Annotated in this window: 19 protein-coding genes and 1 tRNA gene (1 of these 20 cut by a window edge); 8 read left to right on the forward strand and 12 right to left on the reverse strand. The window is 72.9% G+C overall.

Features of this window, described 5'->3' with window-relative positions; translation table 11 throughout:
- Positions 1-117: 117 nt before the first annotated feature.
- Positions 118-2343 carry an ATP-dependent DNA helicase RecG gene (recG, locus tag ACFVYK_RS29545; RefSeq protein ID WP_389779307.1) on the reverse strand — a complete coding sequence of 742 codons (2226 nt, stop codon included), beginning with the start codon at positions 2341-2343 and terminating at the stop codon, positions 118-120.
- Positions 2344-2510: 167 nt separating this feature from the next.
- Here recG and ACFVYK_RS29550 point away from each other — a divergent pair, with 167 nt between their 5' ends.
- Both ACFVYK_RS29550 and ACFVYK_RS29555 read left to right on the forward strand, forming a co-directional pair.
- The gene (locus ACFVYK_RS29550) at positions 2511-4373 is read left to right on the forward strand and encodes an HSP90 family protein (RefSeq protein WP_389779309.1); all 1863 of its coding nucleotides are present in this window, start codon (positions 2511-2513) and stop codon (positions 4371-4373) included.
- On the forward strand, positions 4366-7419 hold the full coding sequence (locus ACFVYK_RS29555; RefSeq protein ID WP_389779311.1) for a tetratricopeptide repeat protein: 3054 nt from the start codon (positions 4366-4368) through the stop codon (positions 7417-7419). Before ACFVYK_RS29550 ends, ACFVYK_RS29555 begins: the two co-directional genes overlap by 8 nt.
- Positions 7420-7456: 37 nt before the next feature.
- Here ACFVYK_RS29555 and ACFVYK_RS29560 read toward each other — a convergent pair whose 3' ends face one another.
- Positions 7457-9208 (reverse strand): DAK2 domain-containing protein, encoded by a 1752-nt coding sequence (locus ACFVYK_RS29560; protein ID WP_389779312.1) that lies wholly within the window; start codon positions 9206-9208, stop codon positions 7457-7459.
- A 281-nt stretch (positions 9209-9489) separates the two neighbouring features.
- Between ACFVYK_RS29560 and rpmB the strand changes: the two genes are divergently transcribed.
- Positions 9490-9675, forward strand: a complete 186-nt coding sequence (gene rpmB, locus ACFVYK_RS29565; protein ID WP_319170263.1) for a 50S ribosomal protein L28 — start codon at positions 9490-9492, stop codon at positions 9673-9675.
- A 264-nt stretch (positions 9676-9939) separates the two neighbouring features.
- Here rpmB and thiD read toward each other — a convergent pair whose 3' ends face one another.
- Together thiD and ACFVYK_RS29575 are read right to left on the reverse strand one after the other, a co-directional pair.
- On the reverse strand, positions 9940-10755 hold the full coding sequence (gene thiD / locus ACFVYK_RS29570) for a bifunctional hydroxymethylpyrimidine kinase/phosphomethylpyrimidine kinase (RefSeq protein ID WP_389779315.1): 816 nt from the start codon (positions 10753-10755) through the stop codon (positions 9940-9942).
- Positions 10752-11717: a thiamine-phosphate kinase gene (locus tag ACFVYK_RS29575; RefSeq protein WP_389779317.1), complete on the reverse strand. Its 966-nt coding sequence runs from the start codon at positions 11715-11717 to the stop codon at positions 10752-10754. Before ACFVYK_RS29575 ends, thiD begins: the two co-directional genes overlap by 4 nt.
- Positions 11718-11926: 209 nt before the next feature.
- Between ACFVYK_RS29575 and ACFVYK_RS29580 the strand changes: the two genes are divergently transcribed.
- Positions 11927-12160 carry an Lrp/AsnC family transcriptional regulator gene (locus tag ACFVYK_RS29580; RefSeq protein ID WP_109002124.1) on the forward strand — a complete coding sequence of 78 codons (234 nt, stop codon included), beginning with the start codon at positions 11927-11929 and terminating at the stop codon, positions 12158-12160.
- 20 nt (positions 12161-12180) lie between these two features.
- On the forward strand, positions 12181-12681 hold the full coding sequence (locus tag ACFVYK_RS29585; protein WP_389779318.1) for a DUF3515 domain-containing protein: 501 nt from the start codon (positions 12181-12183) through the stop codon (positions 12679-12681).
- Positions 12682-12704: 23 nt separating this feature from the next.
- On the opposite strand, the gene ACFVYK_RS29590 is transcribed toward ACFVYK_RS29585, so the two are convergent.
- From ACFVYK_RS29590 to ACFVYK_RS29600, 3 genes are read right to left on the reverse strand one after another with little or no spacing between them, the layout of a single operon-like run.
- Positions 12705-13862 carry a D-alanine--D-alanine ligase family protein gene (locus tag ACFVYK_RS29590; RefSeq protein WP_389779320.1) on the reverse strand — a complete coding sequence of 386 codons (1158 nt, stop codon included), beginning with the start codon at positions 13860-13862 and terminating at the stop codon, positions 12705-12707.
- 59 nt (positions 13863-13921) lie between these two features.
- Positions 13922-14932 carry an NAD(P)H-dependent glycerol-3-phosphate dehydrogenase gene (locus ACFVYK_RS29595; protein ID WP_389779322.1) on the reverse strand — a complete coding sequence of 337 codons (1011 nt, stop codon included), beginning with the start codon at positions 14930-14932 and terminating at the stop codon, positions 13922-13924.
- On the reverse strand, positions 14929-15720 hold the full coding sequence (locus ACFVYK_RS29600; RefSeq protein WP_389779324.1) for a lysophospholipid acyltransferase family protein: 792 nt from the start codon (positions 15718-15720) through the stop codon (positions 14929-14931). Before ACFVYK_RS29600 ends, ACFVYK_RS29595 begins: the two co-directional genes overlap by 4 nt.
- A gap of 163 nt (positions 15721-15883) precedes the next feature.
- On the opposite strand from ACFVYK_RS29600, the gene cofC reads away from it, so the two are divergent.
- Complete coding sequence (gene cofC / locus ACFVYK_RS29605; protein ID WP_389779325.1) at positions 15884-16522, forward strand: 2-phospho-L-lactate guanylyltransferase; 639 nt, start codon at positions 15884-15886, stop codon at positions 16520-16522.
- 9 nt (positions 16523-16531) lie between these two features.
- Positions 16532-16741: a hypothetical protein gene (locus tag ACFVYK_RS29610; RefSeq protein ID WP_389779327.1), complete on the forward strand. Its 210-nt coding sequence runs from the start codon at positions 16532-16534 to the stop codon at positions 16739-16741.
- A 76-nt stretch (positions 16742-16817) separates the two neighbouring features.
- Here the strand turns inward: ACFVYK_RS29610 and ACFVYK_RS29615 are convergent, their stop codons facing one another.
- The 4 genes from ACFVYK_RS29615 to leuC all read right to left on the reverse strand — a co-directional run bounded on the left by ACFVYK_RS29615 (position 16818) and on the right by leuC (position 20157).
- Positions 16818-17483 carry an HU family DNA-binding protein gene (locus ACFVYK_RS29615; RefSeq protein WP_389779329.1) on the reverse strand — a complete coding sequence of 222 codons (666 nt, stop codon included), beginning with the start codon at positions 17481-17483 and terminating at the stop codon, positions 16818-16820.
- 138 nt (positions 17484-17621) lie between these two features.
- Positions 17622-17852 carry a hypothetical protein gene (locus ACFVYK_RS29620; RefSeq protein ID WP_389779330.1) on the reverse strand — a complete coding sequence of 77 codons (231 nt, stop codon included), beginning with the start codon at positions 17850-17852 and terminating at the stop codon, positions 17622-17624.
- A gap of 274 nt (positions 17853-18126) precedes the next feature.
- Positions 18127-18720: a 3-isopropylmalate dehydratase small subunit gene (gene leuD, locus ACFVYK_RS29625; protein WP_389779331.1), complete on the reverse strand. Its 594-nt coding sequence runs from the start codon at positions 18718-18720 to the stop codon at positions 18127-18129.
- Between the two features lie 6 nt (positions 18721-18726).
- On the reverse strand, positions 18727-20157 hold the full coding sequence (leuC, locus tag ACFVYK_RS29630; RefSeq protein WP_389779333.1) for a 3-isopropylmalate dehydratase large subunit: 1431 nt from the start codon (positions 20155-20157) through the stop codon (positions 18727-18729).
- A gap of 189 nt (positions 20158-20346) precedes the next feature.
- Between leuC and ndgR the strand changes: the two genes are divergently transcribed.
- Entirely contained in the window at positions 20347-21063 is a 717-nt protein-coding gene (gene ndgR, locus ACFVYK_RS29635) for an IclR family transcriptional regulator NdgR (protein WP_389779334.1), read from the forward strand.
- A 311-nt stretch (positions 21064-21374) separates the two neighbouring features.
- On the opposite strand, the gene ACFVYK_RS29640 is transcribed toward ndgR, so the two are convergent.
- Positions 21375-21427, reverse strand: a tRNA-Glu gene (locus ACFVYK_RS29640) (it continues 157 nt past the right edge of the window).

Here is a 21427-nt window from a genome sequence, read left to right on the forward strand (position 1 = left end):
CGGCCCGCCCGGTCGCGGCCCGCCCGGTCGGGGCCCGCGTGGTCGGGCGCACGGGGCACGCCGGCCCCCCTCGAACGCCGGACGTCTGCCCCGCGCCCCTCCGACGCCGGCTGCTCGTCAGCCCTTCTCCAGGTACTGCTCCCGCTCCTCGTCCAGCAGGGCGTCCAGGGCCGTGCGCAGGCCCGGGTAGGCCCTGAGCTCCGGGTCCGCCGCGACCACCGCCGTGGCCTCCCGTCTGGCCTCCGCGATGACCTCCTCGTCCTCGATCACGGCGAGGACGCGCAGCGAGGTGCGGGCGCCGGACTGGGCCTGGCCCAGGACGTCGCCCTCGCGGCGCTGTTCGAGGTCGATGCGGGAGAGCTCGAAGCCGTCGAGGGTGGTGGCGACGGCCTGGAGCCGCTGCCGGGCCGGGCTCGCCTCCGGCATCTCGCTGACCAGGAGGCACAGGCCCGGGGCCGAGCCACGGCCGACCCGGCCGCGCAGCTGGTGGAGCTGGGAGACGCCGAAGCGGTCGGCGTCCATGATCACCATCGCGGTGGCGTTGGGGACGTTGACGCCGACCTCGATGACGGTCGTGGCGACCAGGACGTCGGTGTCCCCGGCGGCGAAGCGCCGCATCACGGCGTCCTTGTCGTCGGGGTGCATCCGGCCGTGCAGCACTTCCACGGTCAGTCCGGCCAGCGCTCCCTTCGCCAGCTGGTCGGCCACCTCCAGGACCGCGAGCGGCGGACGCTTCTCCGTCTCGTCCTCGGCGGACTTCCTGCGGCCGGCCTTCTTCGGGTCGTCCGGTTCGTCGTCGTCGCCGATGCGCGGGCAGACGACGTACGCCTGGTGGCCGCCTTCCACCTCCTCGCGCACGCGCTCCCACGCGCGCGCCAGGAAGTGGGGTTTGTCGGCGGCCGGGACGACATGGCTGGCGATGGGCGAGCGGCCGGCCGGGAGCTGGTCGAGCACGGACGTCTCCAGATCGCCGAAGACGGTCATGGCGACGGTGCGCGGGATGGGCGTGGCCGTCATGACGAGCAGGTGCGGGGGCTGTTTGCCCTTGCCGCGCAGGGCGTCGCGCTGTTCGACGCCGAAGCGGTGCTGCTCGTCGACCACGACCAGGCCGAGGTCGTGGAACTGGACCTTGTCCTCGATCAGCGCGTGGGTGCCGATCACGATGCCGGCCTCCGCGGTGACCAGGTCCAGCAGGGCCTGCCGGCGGGCGGCCGCGCCCATCGAGCCGGTCAGCAGCACGACCTTGGTGGCGTGCTCGTTCCCGCCCAGCATGCCGCCCTCGGCGAGGTCGCCCATCATCTCGACGACGGAGCGGTGGTGCTGCTGGGCGAGGACCTCGGTGGGCGCGAGCAGGGCGGCCTGTCCGCCCGCGTCGACCACGGCGAGCATGGCGCGCAGGGCGACGAGGGTCTTGCCCGATCCCACCTCGCCCTGCAGGAGCCGGTGCATGGGGTGGTCCGTCGCCAGGTCGTCGAAGATCTCCTCGGAGACCTTCCGCTGGCCCTCGGTGAGGGTGAAGGGGAGGCGGGCGTCGAAGGCGGTGAGGAGGCCGTCGGGCGCGGGCCTGCGGGGGACGGCCGGGAGCTGGGCGTCGGCGTGCCGGCGGCGGGCCAGGGCGACCTGGAGGACGAACGCCTCGTCCCACTTGAGGCGGGCGCGGGCGTCGTCGACGTCGGCCTTGGTATGCGGGCGGTGGATCTTCACCAGGGCCTCGGGGAGGGAGAGCAGGCCGCGGCCCTCGCGCAGGGACTCCGGGAGGGGGTCGACGGCGTCCTGGGCGTTGGGCAGCACCGTCTGGATCGCCTTGCCGATCTTCCAGGACTCCAGTTTGGCCGTGGCCGGGTAGAGCGGGATGAGGGCGCCGGCCCAGCTCTCGACGGACTCCTCGGCGTCGGCGCGCAGCAGCTCGTAGGCCGGGTGGGCCAGTTGGAGGCGGCGGTTGAAGACCGAGACCTTGCCCGAGAACATCGCGCGTGTGCCCGGCAGCAGGTCCTTGTGGGGCTTGTGGACGCCGCTGCCGAAGAAGACCAGCTGGAGCCGGCCGCTGCCGTCGGTGATGGTCACCTCCAGGCGCTGTCCCTTGCCCCGGGGCGCCTTGGCGGAGGCGAAGCTGTGCAGCCGGGCGTCGGCGACCTGGGCGACCACGGTGACGTGCTCGTCCATGGGGAGGTCGGCGAGGTGGGTGAGCTGGCCGCGCTCCTCGTATCTGCGCGGGTAGTGGTGCAGGAGGTCGCCGACCGTGTGCAGGCCGAGGTGCTCGGCCATCACCTTCGCGGTGGCGGGGCCGAGCACTGACTTCAGGGGTTGTTCCAGTGGTTCTTTCAGCGCGGGCACGAGATCCATTGCACACCACGCCACTGACATTGCCGTAGAGGTGTCTCGAAACCCCTGGTCAGACGGCTCGTTCGGGCTCTAGGATGACGCGCTCCGGCCATCATCCGCGGTCACCGCCCCACCGGGACCGCCCGACCCCGCGCCGTGCTCCTCCCCCAGCCCGCGGCGCTGCAGCGATGGACTCCCAGACCTCACCGTCATCCCAGGCATCCCAGCCGCCCCATACGTTCCAGGTCGACCTGCGCGGTCTGGTGGACCTGCTGTCCCATCACCTCTACTCCAGTCCCAAGGTCTACCTGCGCGAGCTGCTGCAGAACGCGGTGGACGCCATCACCGCCCGGCGGGCCGAGGAGCCCGACGCCCCGGCGCGGGTGCGGCTGTTCGCCGCGGACGGCCGGCTACGGGTGGAGGACTCCGGCGTCGGGCTGACCGAGGCCGACGTGCACAGCCTGCTGGCCACCATCGGACGCAGCTCGAAGCGCGCCGAGGGGCTGCAGGACGTCCGGTCGGACTTCCTCGGGCAGTTCGGCATCGGACTGCTGGCCTGTTTCGTCGTCGCCGAGCGGATCCGCGTGGTCAGCCGCAGCGCCCGTACGCCGGACGCGCCGCCCGTGGAGTGGACGGCGTGCGACGACGGTTCGTACACCGTGCGGACGCTGCCCCACGAGGAGCGCCCCGAACCGGGCACCACCGTGCACCTGGTGGCGCGGGCCGGCGCCGGGGAGTGGCTCGCGCAGCCGCGGGTGCTGGCGCTGGCCCGGGACTTCGGGTCGCTGCTGCCGTACGACGTCCGCGTCGGCGAGGAGGCGGTCACCGACCTGCCCGCGCCCTGGGACCGGGCCTACCCCTCCCCCGCCAACCGGCGGGTGGCGCTGGCCCGGCACTGTCACGAGCTGTTCGGCTTCACACCGCTGGACGCGATCGGGCTGGACGTGCCGCTGGCGGGGATCCGCGGGGTGGCGTACGTGCTGCCGTCGGCGGTGAGCCCCGCGCGGCGCGCCGGTCACCGGGTGCACCTCAAGGGCATGCTGCTGACCGAGCGCGGCGAACAGCTGCTGCCGGACTGGGCGTTCTTCGTGCGCTGCGTCCTGGACACCGACGCGCTGCGGCCGACGGCCTCGCGGGAGTCGCTGTACGAGGACGAGACGCTGGCGGCGGTGCGGGAGGCGCTGGGCGAGCGGATCCGGTCGTGGCTGACGGGACTGGCCGCCGGCGACCCGGAGCGGCTCGCGGCCTTCCTGGCGGTGCACCACCTGGGCGTGAAGGCCCTGGCGCGGCACGACCGGGAGATGCTGCGCACGATGCTGCCGTGGCTGCCCTTCGAGACGACGGACGGGCGGCTGTCGCTGGAGGAATTCGCGCAGCGCCACCCGGTGGTGCACTTCACCCGGACCGTGGAGGAGTACCGGCAGGTCGCGCCGATCGCGTCCGCGCAGGGCGTCGGGGTGGTCAACGGCGGTTACACCTACGACAGCGAGCTGGTGGAGGCGCTGCCCTCGGTACGGCCGGGGACCGTGGTCGCCGAGCTGGACGCGGACACCGTGACCGCCCACCTGGACGGCGTAGACCCGGCCGACGAGCTGGCGCTGGCGGGCTTCCTGGCGGCCGCGCGGGCGAGGCTGGACCCGCTGGGCTGCGACGTCGTCCTGCGGGCCTTCCACCCGCTGTCGGTGCCCGCGCTGCACCTCGACGACCGGGCGGCCCGGCACGAGCAGGCGCGCGCCGAGGCGGAGGAGCGGGCCGACGACCTGTGGGCGGGCATCCTGGGCTCGCTGCGCGGGAGCGCGCCCCGCGCGCGTCTGGTGCTCAACCATCTCAATCCGCTGGTCCGGCGGATCGGCGCGCTGCACGATCCCGAGCTGATCGGCACCGCCACGGAATCCCTGTACGGACAGGCGCTGCTGATGGCGCAGCGCCCCCTGCGGCCGGCGGACTCGGCGCTGCTCAACCGGGCGTTCATCGGCCTGTTGGAATGGGCCACACACGGGGAGTCGGCCCGCGCGGAGCCGACGGAGGGACGGGCGGCCGACGATGAGTGAGATCACGGACTTCGACTCCCTGCGCCGGGCGATGGCGGAGAACGGCGAGCAGCCGGAGGGGCCGGCCCGCAACGCGCGCGCGGAACAGCTGTTGCTGGAGGCCGAGAAGCTGAAGATCCCGCTCGCCGTGATCGAGGCGCTCGGGCACCAGCTGAAGGTCTACAACTACAGCTCCGAGAAGGCGAAGATGTTCGTCCCCTTCGCGCGGCTGCTGCGCATGTGGGACGAGCGCCCCGAGGATTTCGACGCGTACGAGACGCACTCGCTGCACTGGGTCTTCAAGTGGATGTCGGCGGGCATGCTCGACCAGCCGCACGTGCCGCTGGCGTCGGTCGAGAAGTGGCTCGGTGAGATGGAGCACCGCTATCGGCTCGCCGGGCACTCCGAGCGGGCGGTACGCAGCGCCGAGTTCAGCGTCGCCGCGCACGTGGGGGACGTGGAGCGGGCCGAGCGGGCGTTCGCCGCCTGGCTGGCCGCGGACCGGGACGCCATGGCCGACTGCCACGCGTGCGAGCTGCACGGGCAGGGCTGGTGGCGGGCGGAGCGCGGCCGGGACGCCGAGGCCCTGGAGGTGTGGGCGCCCGTCCTGGACGGCGAGTACGCGTGCGCGCACGAGCCGCACACGGTGCTCGCGTCCTCCCTGCTGCCGCTGTTGCGGCTGGGCCGCCCGGAGGAGGCCCGCGCCCATCATCTGCGCGGCTTCCGGCTGGTGCGGCCCATGGAGTCGATGCGGGGCGCCTACGCCGACCACGTCGAGTTCTGTGCGCTGACCGGCAACGAGGCACGGGGTCTGGAACTGCTCGCGGAGCGGCCCGCGTACTTCACCGACGACGGGCATCCGCGCAGCCGGCTGGAGTTCCTGAGCGTGGTGGTGCTGCTCATGGAGCGGCTGACCGGACTCGGGCTCGGCGGCGAGCGGGTGCCCGGTCCGGCCGGGCGGGAATGGACGGCGACCGCGCTCGCGGATCATGCGCGCGCCCAGGCGCTCGCGCTCGCCGCGCGCTTCGACGAACGCAACGGCACCCCGCACGTCAGCGAGCGGGCCCGCGCGCGGATGACGCAGCGGCCCCTGGTGGAGCGGCTGCCCCTGGGGGTGCGGACCGCGCGCCCGGTGTCCGCCGCGGCCGCGTCGACGCCCTCCGCGCCGTCCCCGGCTCCGGCCGGGGCCTCCGGCGGGGAGCCGGAGCCGGCGGCTCTGCTGGCCGAGGCCCGGCGGCTGTCGGACACCCTCCGACCGCACGCCGCCGAGGCGTGGGCGCGGGTGGCCGAGGTGGCCGCGGGCTCGCAGGACATGGAGCTGGAGGCGCGTGACCGGGCGGAGATCGCCGACCACGAGGCGATCGGTCTCGGCCCCGAGGGCGCCGAGCGGTTCGAGCGGGCGGCCGAGCTGTACGCGCAGGCCGGCGACCCCGGGGAGGCCCTGGCCGCACGCGCGCGTGCCGCCTACGTACGGGCGCTCGCCGGTGAAGTCGACGAGGCGCTCGCGGCGGTGGCCGGCCCCTACGACCGCGTCCTCGCGCTGTACGCCGACGGCGGCACCCAGGTGCCGCAGGCGGCAGGCGTGCTGATGGCGCGGGCGCGGATCCTGATGCGGCGCGTCCATGAGGCCGAGGGGCCCGTGGACCGAGCCGACCTGACGGCGGCGGAGGCGGCCGTGGGCGAGCTGCTGGCGCTGGTGGACGGCCGGGCGGGCGACGACGTACGGCTCGCCGCGCGGATCGCCGAGGGCCACGCGATGCTCGCCGAACTGGCGGTGCGGTCCGGGGATCCGGAAGCGGGCGTGAGGTGGTTCGCGCGGGCCGCCGACGAGTTCGTCGCGGCGGGTCTGCCGTGGTTCGCCGTGGAGTACGAGGCCCGGCTGGCCGGTCTCGCCCACCAGCTGGACGACATGGCGGAGGCGGAGCGGGCGCTGCGGGCGGCCCTGGAGCACGGCGGACCGTTCCTGGAGGCGGTGGGGCGGGCTCAGCTGCATCTGCAGCTCGCCGAGGTGGTCGGGGGCCGGGGGGAGACCGCCGAGGCGGCGGAGCACGCCCTGGAGGCGGCGCACTGGGCCGACGAGGCGGGCGTGGGTCCGACGTTCGGCGCGTGGGCGCGGCACCAGCTCGGCGGATACCTGGTGCGGCAGGGCCGTTGGGCCGAGGCCGCGGAGGTGCTGGAGTCGGCGCTCGCGGACCTGAGCGCCGAGACGCACGGCGACGGGGCGATCGTCCAGACGCAGTGGTGGCTGGGCGACTGTCTCAGCGAGCTCGGGGACCACCGGGACGCCGCCGAGCGTCGGCTGCAGGCCGCCGAGATCGCCCGGCACTGGCCCGAACAGCACGACCACGCGACCCTGGCGCACCTGGCCGCCGAATCGCTCGGCCAGGCCGGCCTGCACACCGAGGCGGACCGGGCCTACGCGCGCGCGGGCGACCTGTGGCGCGGCCTCGGCAACGTCCACGGTCTGGTCCGCGCCCTGCGGGCCCGCGCCTGGCTGGCCCTGCGCGCCGAGGACGGCACGGCCGCGGCGCGCGACCTGATGGCGACCGCCCTGGAGGAGTGCGCGGACGCGTTCGACGCGGCGCGCGGCGACGAGGACCGCCGGCGGCTCGTCGCCGAACTGGGTCACACCCATCGCCAGTTCGGGGATCTGCTGGCCCGCTCCGCCAGCGAGGACGCCGACGACGACTCGATCCGCACCGTCCTGGACGAGGCGCTCTCCCAGATGGCCGAGGCCGTCGCGGTGTTCGTCGCCCTGGGCGACGGCGCGCTGCACGCCCGCGCCGGCGCGGAACTGGCGGCCGGCTGGCTGGAGAGCGACCTGGGACGCCCGGCGGAGGCGGCGGCACGCGCGCGGGCGGTGCTGCGCGCCTACGCGGACGCGGATACACGCGCCGCGACGGGCTCCGACGCCGGCCCTGACGACCGCGGTGCGTACGGCGAGCAGGACGACTACGGCGACCGGGGCGGCGATCAGGCCGGTCCGGGCGACGAGGAGACGGTGCGGGCGCGGCGGACCGAGGCGGAGCAGCTGCTGCAGGTGGCGGAGGAACAGAAGGACCGCTGAGCGCTCTCCCGCTGCGGCCATCGCACCGCCCCGCGGGCTACTCCACGCCGATCAGCAGCAGCGCGCCTTGCCGGCCGCCCCGGTACACCACCGTGTCCACCGCGAGGTACGCCTCCCGCACCCGTGCCTGCAGGTGCTCGGCGACGCCCGGGGGAGCCTCGTCGCCCAGCACGAGGGTGACGAGCTCGCCGCCGGCCGACAGCATGCGGTTCAGGACGGTCGCGGCGGTGGCGGTCACGTCGGAGCCGATGACGGCCACGTCGCCGTCGACGAGCCCGAGGACGTCGCCGGCCTGGCAGATGCCGGCCATGGTCCAGGACTGGCGCTCGGCCACGACGACCTCGGCGTGGCGGGTCGCGCCGGCCGCCGAGGTCATCGACACGACGTCCTCGTCGAAGCGGCGGCCGGGCTCGTGGACGGCGAGCGCGGCGATGCCCTGGACCGCGGAGCGGGTCGGGATCAGGGCGACCCGGATGCCCTCCGTGCGGGCCTGCTCGGCGGCCGCCGCGGCGGTGTGGCGCAGATCGGCGTCGTTGGGCAGCAGCACGACCTCGCGCGCGTGGGCCCGTCGTACGGCCTGGACGAGTTCGCCGCTGGCGGGCGGTTCGCCGGGGCGCGCGAGGACGGTGGTCGCACCGGCCTCGGCGTAGAGCCCGGCCAGCCCCTCGCCGGGCACGACGGCGACGACCGCGCGCTGGACGCGCTCGCGCGGCGGACGCTCGCTCCCGCGCGTGTGCGCGTCGCCGACGCCGAAGTGCGTGATGCGGATCCGGTGGGGGCGGCCCGCGTCCACGCCGGCCTCCACGGCGGCGCCTGCGTCGTCCACGTGCACGTGGACGTTCCACAGACCGTCGCCGCCGACGACGACGAGCGAGTCGCCCAGGGCGTCCAGCCGCCGGCGCAGCCGTGCCACCGCGGCGTCCTCCGCCTCCAGCAGGTAGATGACCTCGAAGGCGGGACCGCCCGCGCCCTCCGGACCGTCGGCGCAGTCCTGCGCCCGGCCCTCGCCGTCGCCCGCCGTACGAATCGTGCCGTCGTCGGCGCGGCCCGCCTCCCCGCGCGCGGGATCCGCGGTCCCGGCGGCCGAGAACGCCGGCGCCTCTCCGGTGAACGTCTCCACCAGCGCCGCGAGCACCGCGACCAGTCCGCGGCCGCCCGCGTCGACCACGCCGGCGTGCCTGAGGACGGCCAGCTGACCCGGGGTCGCGGCGAGCGCCGCGCAGGCGCCCTCGTGGGCGGCCCGGGCGACGATCCCGCAGTCGACCTCCGTCCCGGGCGCTCCCGCCGCCTTCTCGGCGGCGTCCGCTGCGGCCGAGGCGACCGACAGGACGGTGCCCTCGACGGGGTGGGCGACGGCCTGGCGGGCGGAGTCGGCGGCTCGCCGCAGGGCCAGCCGCAGCCCGCGCCCGTCGGTGTGCGAGGCCTCACCCTCGGCCGCGAGCACCTGGGCCATGCCGCGCAGCAGCTGCGCCAGGATCGTCCCCGAGTTCCCGCGCGCCCCGATGAGCGCGCCGTGCGCCATCGCGCGCGCGGCGTCGGCGAGGGCGGGCTTCCCGACGGGCGCGGAACCGGCGCCGGAACCGGCCTCGTACCCGGCGAACACCGCCTCGACGGCGGTCGCCGCCGACTCGACGGTCAGGTACAGGTTGGTGCCGGTGTCCCCGTCCGCGACCGGGTAGACGTTGATCGCGTCGATCTCCTCGCGCGCCCGCCCCAGGGCCGTGAGGGCGAGGCCGCACCAGGTGCGCACCGCGAGAGCATCGAAGAATGTCTGCGGCACCTGCGCCACCTGCGCCTCCTTGGCTGCTGGACTGGACGCAGCGTAGACCCCGGTCCGGGGTCCGCAGGAGAGCGGGCCGGACCGCGAGGGACGCGGGGAGCCGACCGGGGCGCGGGCCGAGCCCCTGAGCAGCCATGGTAGTTTCGTTGTACCGGCGCGGTCGTTGTATGCTGCTCCGGTTGCCCGATCCGCATCGGGCCATCCCCCTGGCAGCGCCACTCAGATCCTAGATCCTGATTCCGGCTTGCCGGGATCATCCGTAAGTGCATCTGAAGTCTTTGGAGTGACCCGTGGCTGCCAACTGCGACGTCTGTGGCAAGGGGCCGAGCTTCGGCAACAGCATCTCGTTTTCGCACCGCCGTACGTCCCGTCGCTGGAACCCCAACATCCAGCGCGTCCGTACCGTGGTCGGCGGGACGCCGAAGCGCGTGAACGCTTGCACCTCGTGCATCAAGGCCGGCAAGGTCTCGCGCTGACGCACATCCCCCTGCTCTCGACTTCGTTCGAGCCGGGGGGACCTCCATCGCGCGCGGCCACTGCTGGTTCGCTGCAAGAAGCCGGTCCACCTGGTGTGGACCGGCTTCTTGCTGCGCTCATTTCCGATGCGCTCATTTCCGACGCCGTGCCCGTTTCCCGACGCCGTGCCCGTTTCCCGACGCCGTGCCCGCTTGCGCCGAAGCCGTCCGGCGCCCTCGCCGGCGGCCTCGTCCGGCCGGTCGCCGAGAAGCGTGCGACGGACGTCAGGCCGTCGGAGCGCCTCGGGTGAGGGCCCACCCGTGGTCCACGGGTCCGATGCCGGCGCCGAGGGCGAACCCGGCGGCGATCGCCCCGGTGACATAGCTTTTCGCCGCCGTCACCGCCTCCGGCACGGACCGCCCCTTCGCGAGCTGCGAGGCGATCGCCGACGCGAGAGTGCAGCCGGTGCCGTGCGTGTGCCGGTTGTCGTGCCGGGGGGCGCGCAGCCAGTGCTCCTGGGAGCCGTCCGTCAGCAGGTCGACCGCGTCACCGGGCAGATGACCGCCCTTGACGAGCGCCCAGCGCGGTCCGTACGCCAGCACCGCGGCCGCCGCGTCCCTCATCCGCTCCTCGGAATCGACGCGCACGCCCGTCAGTTGGGCCACCTCGTCGAGGTTCGGGGTGGCGACGGTGGCGAGCGGCAGCAGCTTCGTGCGTACGGCGTCCAGGGCGGAGGCGGCCAGCAGCGGGTCGCCGTGCTTGGAGACGCCGACCGGGTCGACGACGACGGGGGCGTCCGTCCCCGCCAGCAACTCGGCGACGGTCTCGACGAGTTCGGCGGAGGAGAGCATGCCCGTCTTGACCGCCTGAACGCCGACGTCGTCGACGACACTGCGGTACTGGGCGCGGACCGCCTCCGCGGGCAGCTCCCAAGCTCCTTGCACGCCCAGGGAGTTCTGCGCGGTGACCGCCGTGATCACGCTCATGCCGTGCACCCCGAGCGCGAGCATCGTCTTCAGGTCGGCCTGGATCCCGGCCCCGCCGCCGGAGTCGGAGCCGGCGACGGTCAGCACCCGGGGCGGGACGGCGCGGGCGGTCATGCGTCCAGGTCCCCGAAGTGGTCCCAGCCGCCCTTGCTGGTCCAGGGCGCCCCGTCGACCGTCACCTGGGGCAGTGCGGAGGGGTTGAGGACCTCGCCGATCACCTTCCAGCGGGCGGGCAGCTTCACGTCCGGCGGGAAGGTGGCCACGATGGCGTGGTCCTCTCCCCCGGTGAGCACCCACTGGATGGGGTCCACGCCGACGGCCTGACCGATGTCGTGCATCTGGGTCGGGATGTCTATGGCGCCCGAGCGGATGTCGATGCGGACCTTGCTGGCCTCGGCGATGTGCCCGAGGTCGGCGATGAGCCCGTCGCTGACGTCGCACATCGCCGTCGCGCCGAGCCCGGCGGCCGCCGGACCCGCGTGGTAGGGCGGTTCGGGGCGGCGGTGGGCCTCGACGAAGGCGCGGGGCGAGCGGAAGCCGCGGGAGAGGACGGCGTACCCGGCGGCCGACCAGCCCAGCCAGCCCGTGACCGCGACGAGGTCGCCGGGCTGTGCACCGCCGCGGGTGACCGGCTCCTGGTTGCGCAGATCGCCGAGCGCGGTGATCGACACCATGATCGTGTCGCCCCGCACCACGTCACCGCCGACCACGGAGGCGCCGGCCACCTGGCACTCGTCGCGCAGGCCGTCCATCATCTCCGACGGCCAGGTCACCGGCAGTTCGGCGGGCACCACCAGGCCGAGCAGCAGAGCCGTCGGCACCGCGCCCATGGCGGCGATGTCGGCGAGGTTCTGCGCGGCTGCCTTGCGGCCGACGTCGTAGGCCGTCGACCAGTCGCGGCGGAAGTGCCGGCCCTCCAGCAGGATGTCGGTGCTGGCCACGACCCGGCGGTCGGGCGCGGCGACCACCGCGGCGTCGTCGCCGGGGCCGACCCGGACCGCGGGAGTGGTGGTGAGACGGGAGGTGAGCTCCCTGATGAGCCCGAACTCCCCGAGTTCACCAACAGTGCCCTTCATGTGACCTTCGGCCCCTTCTGTACCTGTCCGTGCCCGGTCGCGCATACCCAGTGTCCTCGATACGGTCGAGACAGCCGTCGACTTCTGTCGTGCCCCCGCACCCCGGCGCGCGAGCCGTGGTCCTCGCAGGTCTCCCCGCGGCGAGCGGCGACGCGATACCGTGGCGTTCCTTCCCCCCACATGATCCTCGTGGCCGCCCTGGAGGTTCCGTGGTACAGGCGTACATCCTCATCCAGACGGACGTCGGCAAAGCGTCGACCGTCGCCGAGGAGATCGGCAAAATCCCTGGCGTGGTCCAGGCCGAGGACGTGACGGGACCGTACGACGTGATCGTGCGGGCACAGGCCGACACGGTGGACGACCTCGGCCGTATGGTGGTCGCCAAGGTCCAGCAGGTGGACGGGATCACCCGCACCCTTACCTGCCCGGTCGTGCATCTGTAGCCCCCGTCTACCCTTGGCCGGTGAACCTTTTCCGTCACCGGCCCACCGGCCTGCCCGCGCTCGTCCTGCTGATCGCGGCCGCGGGCTGCTCCTCAGCAGACGACAACGCGTCGACGGCGGTTCCCAGTCCCGGCGCGAAGACCGCGAAGCTGTGCCGGGCCCTGGACAAGGTACTGCCCTCGAAGGTGGACGGTGAGAGCCGCCACGATCCCGAGCCCGCCTCCGCGCTCACCGCGGGCTGGGGGAGTCCGGAGATCATACTGCGCTGCGGTGTCACCCGGCCGCCGAAGATGATCGACCCGAAGGTCCCGCTGGGGACCGACCCGGACGCGATGGCCGGCGGGGTGAACGGGGTGAACTGGCTGATGGAGAAGCCGGACGGCGGGGGCACTCGCTTCACCACGGCCACTCTCAGCGCTTACGTCGAGGTGACGGTGCCCGAGGACGCGGACAGCTCCGGCGTGTTGATCGATCTTGCCCCGGCCATCAAGAAGGCGATCCCCGAAGGGATCGCCGACTAGCGGGCGCTGCCGTTCACCGGGGGTCAGCGCAGGCCGGTGGACCTGCGCAGCGCCGCCTGGACCAGGCGGTCCACCAGCTCCGGATAGCCGATCCCGGTCTCCTGCCACATCTTGGGGTACATCGAGATGGGCGTGAAGCCGGGCATCGTGTTGATCTCGTTGATGACGAACTCGCCCTCGTCCGTGAGGAAGAAGTCGGCGCGCACCAGGCCCTCGCAGGACGCCGCCTCGAACGCGTCCACCGCCAGCCGCCGCACGTCGGCCGTCTCCTCGGGCGTCAGCGGGGCCGGGACGATGCCGGGGGTCGAGTCGATGTACTTGGCGTCGAAGTCGTAGTAGGCGTGCGCGTCCGGCGGCGGGATCTCGGCCGGGAGGGAGGCGCGGGGGCCGTCCTCGAACTCCAGGACGCCGCACTCGATCTCGCGGCCCCGCAACGCCGCCTCGATCAGGATCTTCGGGTCGTGGCGGCGGGCCTCGGCGATCGCCTCGTCCAGTCCGGACAGGTCGTCGACCTTGGTGATGCCGATCGACGAGCCCGCGCGCGCGGGCTTCACGAAGAGCGGCCAGCCGTGCTCGCCGGCGAAGTCGATGATCTTCTTGCGGGCCGAGGCCTCGTCCTGCTCCCACTCGCGCGGCCGGATCACCGTGTACGGGCCCACCCTGAGCCCGAAGGAGGTGAACACCCGCTTCATGTACTCCTTGTCCTGGCCGACGGCCGAGGCGAGCACGCCCGAACCCACGTACGGGACGCCGGAGAGCTCCAGCAGGCCCTGCAGGGTGCCGTCCTCGCCGTAGGGGCCGTGCAGCACCGGGAAGACGACGTCGACCTCGCCGAGCGCCTTGGGCACCGATCCCGGCTCGTAGTAGACGACTTCGCGGTTGGCGGGGTCGACGGGGAGCACCACGCCGCCGTCCCGCGATTCGGCCAGTTCGTCGACGTCGGGCGTGCGGCGGTCGGTGATCGCCATACGCTCGGGTTCGTCGGCGGTGAGGAACCAGCGGCCCTCGCGGGTGATGCCGATCGGCAGGACCTCGTACTTGGTCCGGTCGATGGCCCTGAGGACCGCGCCGGCGGTCACCACGGAGATCCCGTGCTCGGAGCTGCGGCCGCCGAAGACGACGGCCACCCGCGGCTTGCGGACGGGCTGCTGAGGGCTCTGGGGGAGGTTCTCGGTGCTCATATCGGCTTGAGAGTACCCGGTGGCAGGGCCGGGAGTCAGCGTCCGCCCACCGGGTTCGCTCAGCGTCGTTCGGGCTTCGCGCTGCGCGACATCAGCTCCCGCAGGGCGACCACGGGGGGCTTGCCCTCGTGGACGATGCCGACGACCGTCTCGGTGATCGGCATGTCGACGCCGTGCCGGCGGGCCAGATCCAGCACCGACTCGCAGGACTTGACGCCCTCGGCGGTCTGCCGGGTGACCGCGATGGTCTCCTGCAGGGTCATGCCCCTGCCGAGGTTGGTGCCGAAGGTGTGGTTGCGGGACAGGGGCGAGGAGCAGGTCGCCACCAGGTCGCCGAGTCCGGCGAGTCCGGCGAAGGTGAGCGGGTCCGCGCCCATGACCAGGCCCAGCCGGGTGGTCTCGGCGAGCCCGCGGGTGATCAGCGAGCCCTTGGCGTTGTCGCCCAGGCCCATGCCGTCGGCGATGCCGACCGCGAGGCCGATGACGTTCTTGACCGCGCCGCCGAGCTCGCAGCCCACCACGTCGGTGTTGGTGTAGGGGCGGAAGTACGGCGTGTGGGAGGCGGCCTGGAGCTTGCGGGCGACGGCCTCGTCGGTGCAGGCGACCACGGCCGCGGCCGGCCTGCGGGAGGCGATCTCCTTCGCGAGGTTGGGCCCGGTGACCACGGCGATCCGGCCCGGGCCCACCTTGGCGACGTCCTCGATCACCTCGCTCATCCGCATGGTCGTGCCGAGCTCGACGCCCTTCATCAGCGACACCAGGACGGTGTCCGGGGCGAGCAGCGGCACCCAGTCGGCGAGGTTGGCGCGCAGCGTCTGCGAGGGGATCGCCAGGACGGTGAAGTCGGCGCCGTCGGCCGCCTCGGCCGGGTCCGCGGTGGCGCGCAGGTTCGCGGGGAGTTCGACGCCGGGCAGGTAGTCGGGGTTGGCACGCGTGGAGTTGACCGCGTCCGCGAGCTCGGCGCGGCGCGCCCACAGCGTCACCTCGCAACCCGCGTCGGCGAGGACGGCGCCGAAGGCGGTCCCCCATGATCCGGCGCCGAAGACGGCCGCCTTCACGCACTTGCTCACTTGCTGTTCTCCCCCTCGTGACGGGTCTGCGCGCGGCCGGTCTCCGCGCCGGTCTCCGCCTGGGTGCGGCGGCGCTGCTCGATCCGCTCGCGGCGCGGGTCGTAGGGCGTCTCGGGCGCCTTCTCGCCGCGGATCTCCTCCAGCAGGGCGGTGACCGCCGCCATGATGACCTCCGTCGCCTCCTTCAGGAGTTCGGGAGTCATCTCCCGGCCGTAGAACCGCGCCAGGTCCACGGGCGGGCCGGCGAGCACACGGTGGGTCTTGCGCGGAAAGAGGTCGGGCTTCCTGGCGTACGGCGGCAGCAGTTCGTTGGCGCCCCACTGGGCGACGGGGATCACCGGGCACTTGGTCTGCAGGGCCACGCGCGCGGCGCCGGTCTTGGCGGTCATGGGCCAGCCGTCGGGGTCGCGGGTGAGGGTGCCCTCGGGGTAGAACGCGACGCACTCGCCGCGCTCCACGGCGTCGATCGCGGCGCGGAAGGCGCTCAGCGCGTCCGTGCTCTCGCGGTAGACGGGGATCTGTCCGGTGCCGCGCATCGCGGCGCCGACGAATCCCTCCTTGAAAAGCCCGCTTTTCGCGAGGAATCGCGGCACCCGCCCGGTGTTGTACTGGAAATGGGCGTACGCGAAGGGATCGACATGCGAATTGTGGTTCACCGCGGTGATAAATCCACCCTCGGCCGGAATGTGCTCCATTCCGCGCCAGTCCCGCTTGATCAGAACCACCAGCCAGGGTTTGCACAGGACCGCTGCGAAGCGGTACCAGAAGCCGATTCTGCGGCGGGGCACGCGGACACCTTCCTCTAGGAGTTCCCAAGGCCTGCTCCTGGGCCTGGGGCCGCACAAGTGTCGCCCCGGGCCGCTGGTCTGTCGAGAACACCGTACGCCCGCCCCCGCGGGCTGCCGACGGGCCGGGTGACAATGGCCGCGACGAGAGAGAGACGGTACGACGGTGCAGTGGACCTTGGTCATACCTCTGAAACCCTTGGCGCTGGCCAAGAGCAGGCTCGCGGACACCGCCGCCGACGGGCTGCGCCCGGGCCTCGCCCTGGCCTTCGCCGAGGACACCGTGGCCGCCGCGCTGGCCTCGCCCGCGGTGCGGGATGTGGCCGTGGTCACGGACGACGCGCTGGCCGCGCGCCGCCTGGCGGCGCTGGGCGCGCGGATCGTCCCGGACGCGCCGCGCGCGGGCCTCAACGCCGCCCTGACGCACGGAGCGACCGTCGTGCGGGCCTTTCGCCCCGACGCCCCGCTCGCGGCCCTCAACGCCGATCTGCCGGCGCTGCGCCCGCCGGAATTGGCGCGCGTGCTGGACGCGGCCGCGGAATTCCCCCGCGCTTTTCTCCCGGACGCGGCCGCGATCGGCACGACGCTTCTCACCGCCGCTCCCGGCAGCGCGCTGCGGCCCGGGTTCGGCACGGACTCACGCGCCCGGCATCGCGCTTCGGGAGCCGAGGAACTCCGTCTCGACGCGGTGGATTCCGTGCGCCAGGACGTGGACACCGGCGAGGATCTGCGCGCGGCCCTGGCCCTGGGAGTGGGACCCCGGACGGCGGCGGCGGCCGCGCGGCTGCTGATCCCGGGGCAGTAGGCTGCCGCCATGCAGGCGACCGCGTACACGTACGACCCCGCCACGCGCAGCGGGCAGGTGCTGCTGGACGACGGCACACCGGTGCCCTTCGACGCGCCGGCGTTCGACGCGGGCGGGCTGCGGCTGCTGCGGCCCGGGCAGCGGGTGCGCGTCGAGGCCGAGGAGCGCGGTGACGGCTCCGGTCTCCTGATCACCCTGGTGACGCTGCAGACCTTCTGAGCAGGCCTTTTCCGAACACGCCGCGGGCCGGGCCCCGAGAGGGAGTCCGGCCCGGCGTGTGAGTGCCCCAGCTGCCCTACGCCTTGCGGGCGGTGGCCTTCTTGGCGGTGGTCTTGCGCGCGGTCGACTTCGCGGCGGGGGCCGACTTGGCCGTCGCCTTCTTGGCCGGAGCCTTCTTGGCCGTCGTCTTCTTCGCGGCGGTCTTCGTCGTCGCCGTCGTCTTGGCGGCGCTCGGCTGGGCGGCGGTCTTCTTCGCCGTCGCCGTGGTCTTCTTCGCGGTGGTCTTCTTCGCCGCCGCGGTGGTCTTCTTGGCGGTGGTCTTCTTCGCCGCCGCCGTCTTCGAGGCGGTCGCGGCCTTCTTGGTGGCGGCCTTCTTGCCCGCGGCCTTCGCGATGGTGGCGGACGGGCCGGAGAGGCTGCCCTTGGGCGCCTTCTTGACGGCGACCTCGCCACCGCGCGGGAGCTTCTTCGACCCGCTCACCAGGTCCTTGAAGCCCTGGCCTGCGCGGAAGCGCGGGACGGACGTCTTCTTGACCCGAACCCGCTCGCCCGTCTGGGGATTGCGGGCGTAGCGGGCCGGCCGGTCGACCTTCTCGAACGAACCGAAGCCGGTGACCGAGACCCGGTCGCCGGCGACCGTCGCGCGGACGATGGCGTCCAGGACCGCGTCGACCGCGTCGGCGGCCTGCTGGCGGCCGCCCACCTTGTCGGCAATCGCTTCTACGAGCTGCGCCTTGTTCACGTCTTCCCCTTCGGAGACATTAGCCGGAACGAAACTGTTCAAGCTTTTTCGCACGTTAGGCAGATATATACCGCAAATCAAACACGAAACGGGCTAATCACCCTTGTGCCGCAACGAAATCGGCTGCTCCGGAGGCGATCAACGTTCCTCTTCGGGCGTTCGCCCCTCGTCGAGGTCCGCCATGAACCGCTCCAGACGCCTTGTCGCATCGGCGAGATCGTGCTTGGCCGCGGCCGTAATGACCAGCAGCTTCCGGGTCAGCGCCATCCGTACGCCCTCCGGGACTTGCAGTGCGCGCACGGTCGCGTGCGCTTCCTTGAGTTGGTTCGCGACCGCCGTATAGAGCTCGAGTTGGCCGTCGTGTTCCATGCACAGATTGTGCCATCTGGGGCGAGTTGTCGCCCGCCCAGGGGGCAACTGCCGCCTCGGACGGCCGTCCGGGCACTTCGGGAGGTCACGTCCTCATCCCGCGCGTACCCCGGCAACAACCGCCCTAACGTGGGAAGTTGACAAATACGACGAGGACCCACAGGGCCGAACGGGTGCAGACGCGGCCGTACCCCCGATCGGTGGGATCGGGGGTACGGCGGGGGTGTCGCGGTGGCCGAAACTCGACCTGCCCGGCGCTTCCCGGGCCTGCGGCTCAGACCTGGAGCGTCCTCGGCTTGTACGACGGGCGCTTGGCCTCGTAGGCGGCGATGTCGCCCTCGTTCTGGAGGGTGATGGAGATGTCGTCCAGCCCGTTCAGCAGCCGCCAGCGGGAGTTCTCGTCCAGCTCGAAGGAGGCGGTGATCCCCTCGGCGCGCACCTCGCGGGCCTCCAGGTCGACCGTGATCTCGGCCTGCGGGTCCTTCTCCGTGAGCTCCTGGAGCGCGTCCACGGTCTTCTGCTCCAGCACCACCGTGAGCAGGCCGTTCTTCAGCGAGTTACCGCGGAAGATGTCGGCGAAGCGGGAGGAGATCACGGCCTTGAAGCCGTAGTTCTGCAGCGCCCAGACGGCGTGCTCGCGGGAGGAGCCGGTGCCGAAGTCGGGGCCGGCGACCAGCACGGTCGCGCCCTCGCGCTCGGGGCGGTTGAGGATGAAGGACTCGTCCTTGCGCCAGGCCTCGAACAGCCCGTCCTCGAACCCGTCCCGCGTGACCTTCTTGAGCCAGTGAGCAGGGATGATCTGGTCGGTGTCGACGTTGGAGCGGCGCAGCGGGACGGCCCGGCCGGTGTGCGTGGTGAATGCTTCCATGACTGATCAGACTCCAGCGGGCGTACGGGTCTCGGCGTCGGACAGGTCGGCCGGGGAGGCCAGGTGGCCCAGGACGGCCGTGGCGGCCGCGACCTGCGGCGACACCAGGTGGGTACGACCGCCCTTGCCCTGTCGGCCCTCGAAGTTGCGGTTGGAGGTGGACGCGGAGCGCTCACCCGGCGCCAGCTGGTCGGGGTTCATGCCGAGGCACATCGAGCAGCCCGCGTGCCGCCATTCGGCGCCGGCCTCCTTGAAGACGACGTCCAGACCCTCGGAGACGGCCTGCAGACCGACCCGCGCCGAGCCGGGGACGACCAGCATCCGCACGCCGTCGGCGATTTTGCGGCCCTCGACGATCGCGGCGGCGGCGCGCAGGTCCTCGATACGGCCGTTGGTGCAGGAACCTACGAAGACGGTGTCCACGTTGATGGAGCGCAGCGACTGCCCGGCCTCCAACCCCATGTATTCCAGGGCCTTTTCGGCGGCCAGACGCTCCGAAGCGTCTTCGTACGAAGCGGGGTCGGGGACCTCGGCCGAAAGCGGCGCGCCCTGGCCCGGGTTGGTGCCCCAGGTGACGAACGGCGACAGCGCGGTGGCGTCGATGACCACCTCGGCGTCGAACTCGGCGTCGTCGTCGGTCTTCAGCGTCTTCCAGTACGCGACGGCGGCGTCCCAGTCCTCGCCCCGGGGAGCGTGGGCGCGGCCCTCGAGGTACGCGAAGGTCGTCTCGTCGGGGGCGATCATGCCCGCGCGGGCGCCGGCCTCGATCGACATGTTGCAGATGGTCATCCGCGCCTCCATCGAGAGCTTCTCGATGGCGGAGCCGCGGTACTCCAGGATGTAGCCCTGACCGCCGCCGGTGCCGATCCGAGCGATGATCGCCAGGATCAGGTCCTTGGCGGTGACGCCGTCGGGGAGCTCGCCGTCGACCGTGATCGCCATGGTCTTGGGGCGGGCCAGCGGCAGCGTCTGCGTGGCCAGCACGTGCTCGACCTGCGAGGTGCCGATGCCGAACGCCAGCGCGCCGAAGGCGCCGTGCGTGGAGGTGTGGGAGTCGCCGCAGACCACGGTCATGCCGGGCTGGGTCAGACCCAACTGCGGGCCGACGACGTGCACGACGCCCTGCTCGACGTCGCCGAGCGGGTGCAGCCGCACGCCGAAGTCGGCGCAGTTCTTGCGCAGCGTCTCCAGCTGGATGCGGGAGACCGGGTCGGCGATCGGCTTGTCGATGTCGAGGGTCGGGGTGTTGTGGTCCTCGGTCGCGATGGTGAGGTCGAGACGGCGCACGGGGCGGCCGTTCTGACGCAGGCCGTCGAATGCCTGGGGGCTGGTCACCTCGTGCAGCAGGTGCAGATCGATGAAGAGGAGGTCGGGCTCGCCCTCTGCGCGCCGGACGACGTGGTCGTCCCAGACCTTCTCCGCGAGTGTCCTACCCATCGCTTTCCCTCCGGCCGGCAAAGGTGCACCGGCCCAACTAGAGATCTTGTGGAGGCGACGCCCTCGCCCCTGTTAGCCGGGCACCCGCCGCCAGGCCCGTTGGTCTGCGGGCCGCCATGTGTCCAAGGGTTGCGCGTCTCACGGAAAAATGAACTTGCGTTTCACAGAGTGAGACGGGAGTATCGTTTCATGGACAACAGTAGCGGCGTCGGCGTCCTGGACAAGGCAGCCCTTGTCCTGAGCGCCCTGGAGTCCGGTCCGGCCACCCTCGCAGGCTTGGTCGCTGCCACCGGACTCGCACGACCCACGGCCCACCGCCTGGCCGTGGCTTTGGAACACCACCGCATGGTGGCGCGCGACATGCAGGGGCGTTTCATCCTGGGCCCCCGGCTGGCCGAGCTGGCCGCGGCCGCCGGCGAGGACCGGCTGCTGGCCACCGCCGGCCCGGTGCTCACCCACCTGCGCGACATCACCGGCGAGAGCGCGCAGCTCTATCGCCGCCAGGGGGAGATGCGCATCTGCGTGGCCGCGGCGGAACGCCTGTCCGGCCTTCGGGACACGGTTCCGGTCGGCTCGACGCTCACCATGAAGGCCGGCTCCTCGGCGCAGATCCTGATGGCCTGGGAGGAGCCCGAGCGGCTGCACCGCGGCCTGCAGGGCGCCCGCTTCACGGCGACGGCCCTGTCGGGCGTCCGGCGTCGCGGCTGGGCCCAGTCCATCGGCGAGCGCGAGCCGGGCGTAGCGTCGGTGTCGGCTCCGGTGCGCGGCCCCTCCAACCGCGTGGTGGCCGCCGTCTCCGTCTCGGGCCCCATCGAGCGACTGACGCGGCACCCGGGCCGCATGCACGCCCAGGCCGTCATCGACGCGGCGGCCCGCCTGTCGGAGGCTCTGCGCAGGACCGGCTGAACCGGCGGACACCGCCGAAGGAGCAAGGGCAGCCTCAACGCCGCGGCGACCCTTCCTTCTCCGGCGCCGAGCGGAGACCTGGCCGGGCGCCTTCCCGCCCCGCTCCAGGCAATTGATCAGGTGAGCGCGGGCCGCTCCCCGGGGCCTCGTGGTGACGTCCCCCCGACACCCAACTGCTCGTGCCCTACTGCCGGTTGATGCACCGGGCATAGGCTCGCTCGATCTCGATCTCGACCTCGACTTCGCGGGGAGGAACCGGGAGCGGACACGGCGAAGGCCCCCCACCGAAGTGGAGGGCCTTTCCTGTTGCGTACCCCCGACCGGATTCGAACCGGCGCTACCGCCTTGAGAGGGCGGCGTGCTA

Source organism: Streptomyces sp. NPDC058291 (assembly GCF_042880855.1).
Classification (GTDB): Bacteria; Actinomycetota; Actinomycetes; order Streptomycetales; family Streptomycetaceae; genus Streptomyces.

What these genes read in the sequence shown, in the direction of transcription:
- recG (WP_389779307.1), bottom strand. Translation starts at nt 2,343, where the DNA reads ATGGATCTCGTGCCCGCGCTGAAAGAACCACTGGAACAACCCCTGAAG.
- ACFVYK_RS29550 (WP_389779309.1), top strand. Translation starts at nt 2,511, where the DNA reads ATGGACTCCCAGACCTCACCGTCATCCCAGGCATCCCAGCCGCCCCAT.
- ACFVYK_RS29555 (WP_389779311.1), top strand. Translation starts at nt 4,366, where the DNA reads ATGAGTGAGATCACGGACTTCGACTCCCTGCGCCGGGCGATGGCGGAG.
- thiD (WP_389779315.1), bottom strand. Translation starts at nt 10,755, where the DNA reads ATGACCGCCCGCGCCGTCCCGCCCCGGGTGCTGACCGTCGCCGGCTCC.
- ACFVYK_RS29575 (WP_389779317.1), bottom strand. Translation starts at nt 11,717, where the DNA reads ATGAAGGGCACTGTTGGTGAACTCGGGGAGTTCGGGCTCATCAGGGAG.
- ACFVYK_RS29590 (WP_389779320.1), bottom strand. Translation starts at nt 13,862, where the DNA reads ATGAGCACCGAGAACCTCCCCCAGAGCCCTCAGCAGCCCGTCCGCAAG.
- ACFVYK_RS29610 (WP_389779327.1), top strand. Translation starts at nt 16,532, where the DNA reads ATGCAGGCGACCGCGTACACGTACGACCCCGCCACGCGCAGCGGGCAG.
- ACFVYK_RS29620 (WP_389779330.1), bottom strand. Translation starts at nt 17,852, where the DNA reads ATGGAACACGACGGCCAACTCGAGCTCTATACGGCGGTCGCGAACCAA.
- leuD (WP_389779331.1), bottom strand. Translation starts at nt 18,720, where the DNA reads ATGGAAGCATTCACCACGCACACCGGCCGGGCCGTCCCGCTGCGCCGC.
- leuC (WP_389779333.1), bottom strand. Translation starts at nt 20,157, where the DNA reads ATGGGTAGGACACTCGCGGAGAAGGTCTGGGACGACCACGTCGTCCGG.
- ndgR (WP_389779334.1), top strand. Translation starts at nt 20,347, where the DNA reads ATGGACAACAGTAGCGGCGTCGGCGTCCTGGACAAGGCAGCCCTTGTC.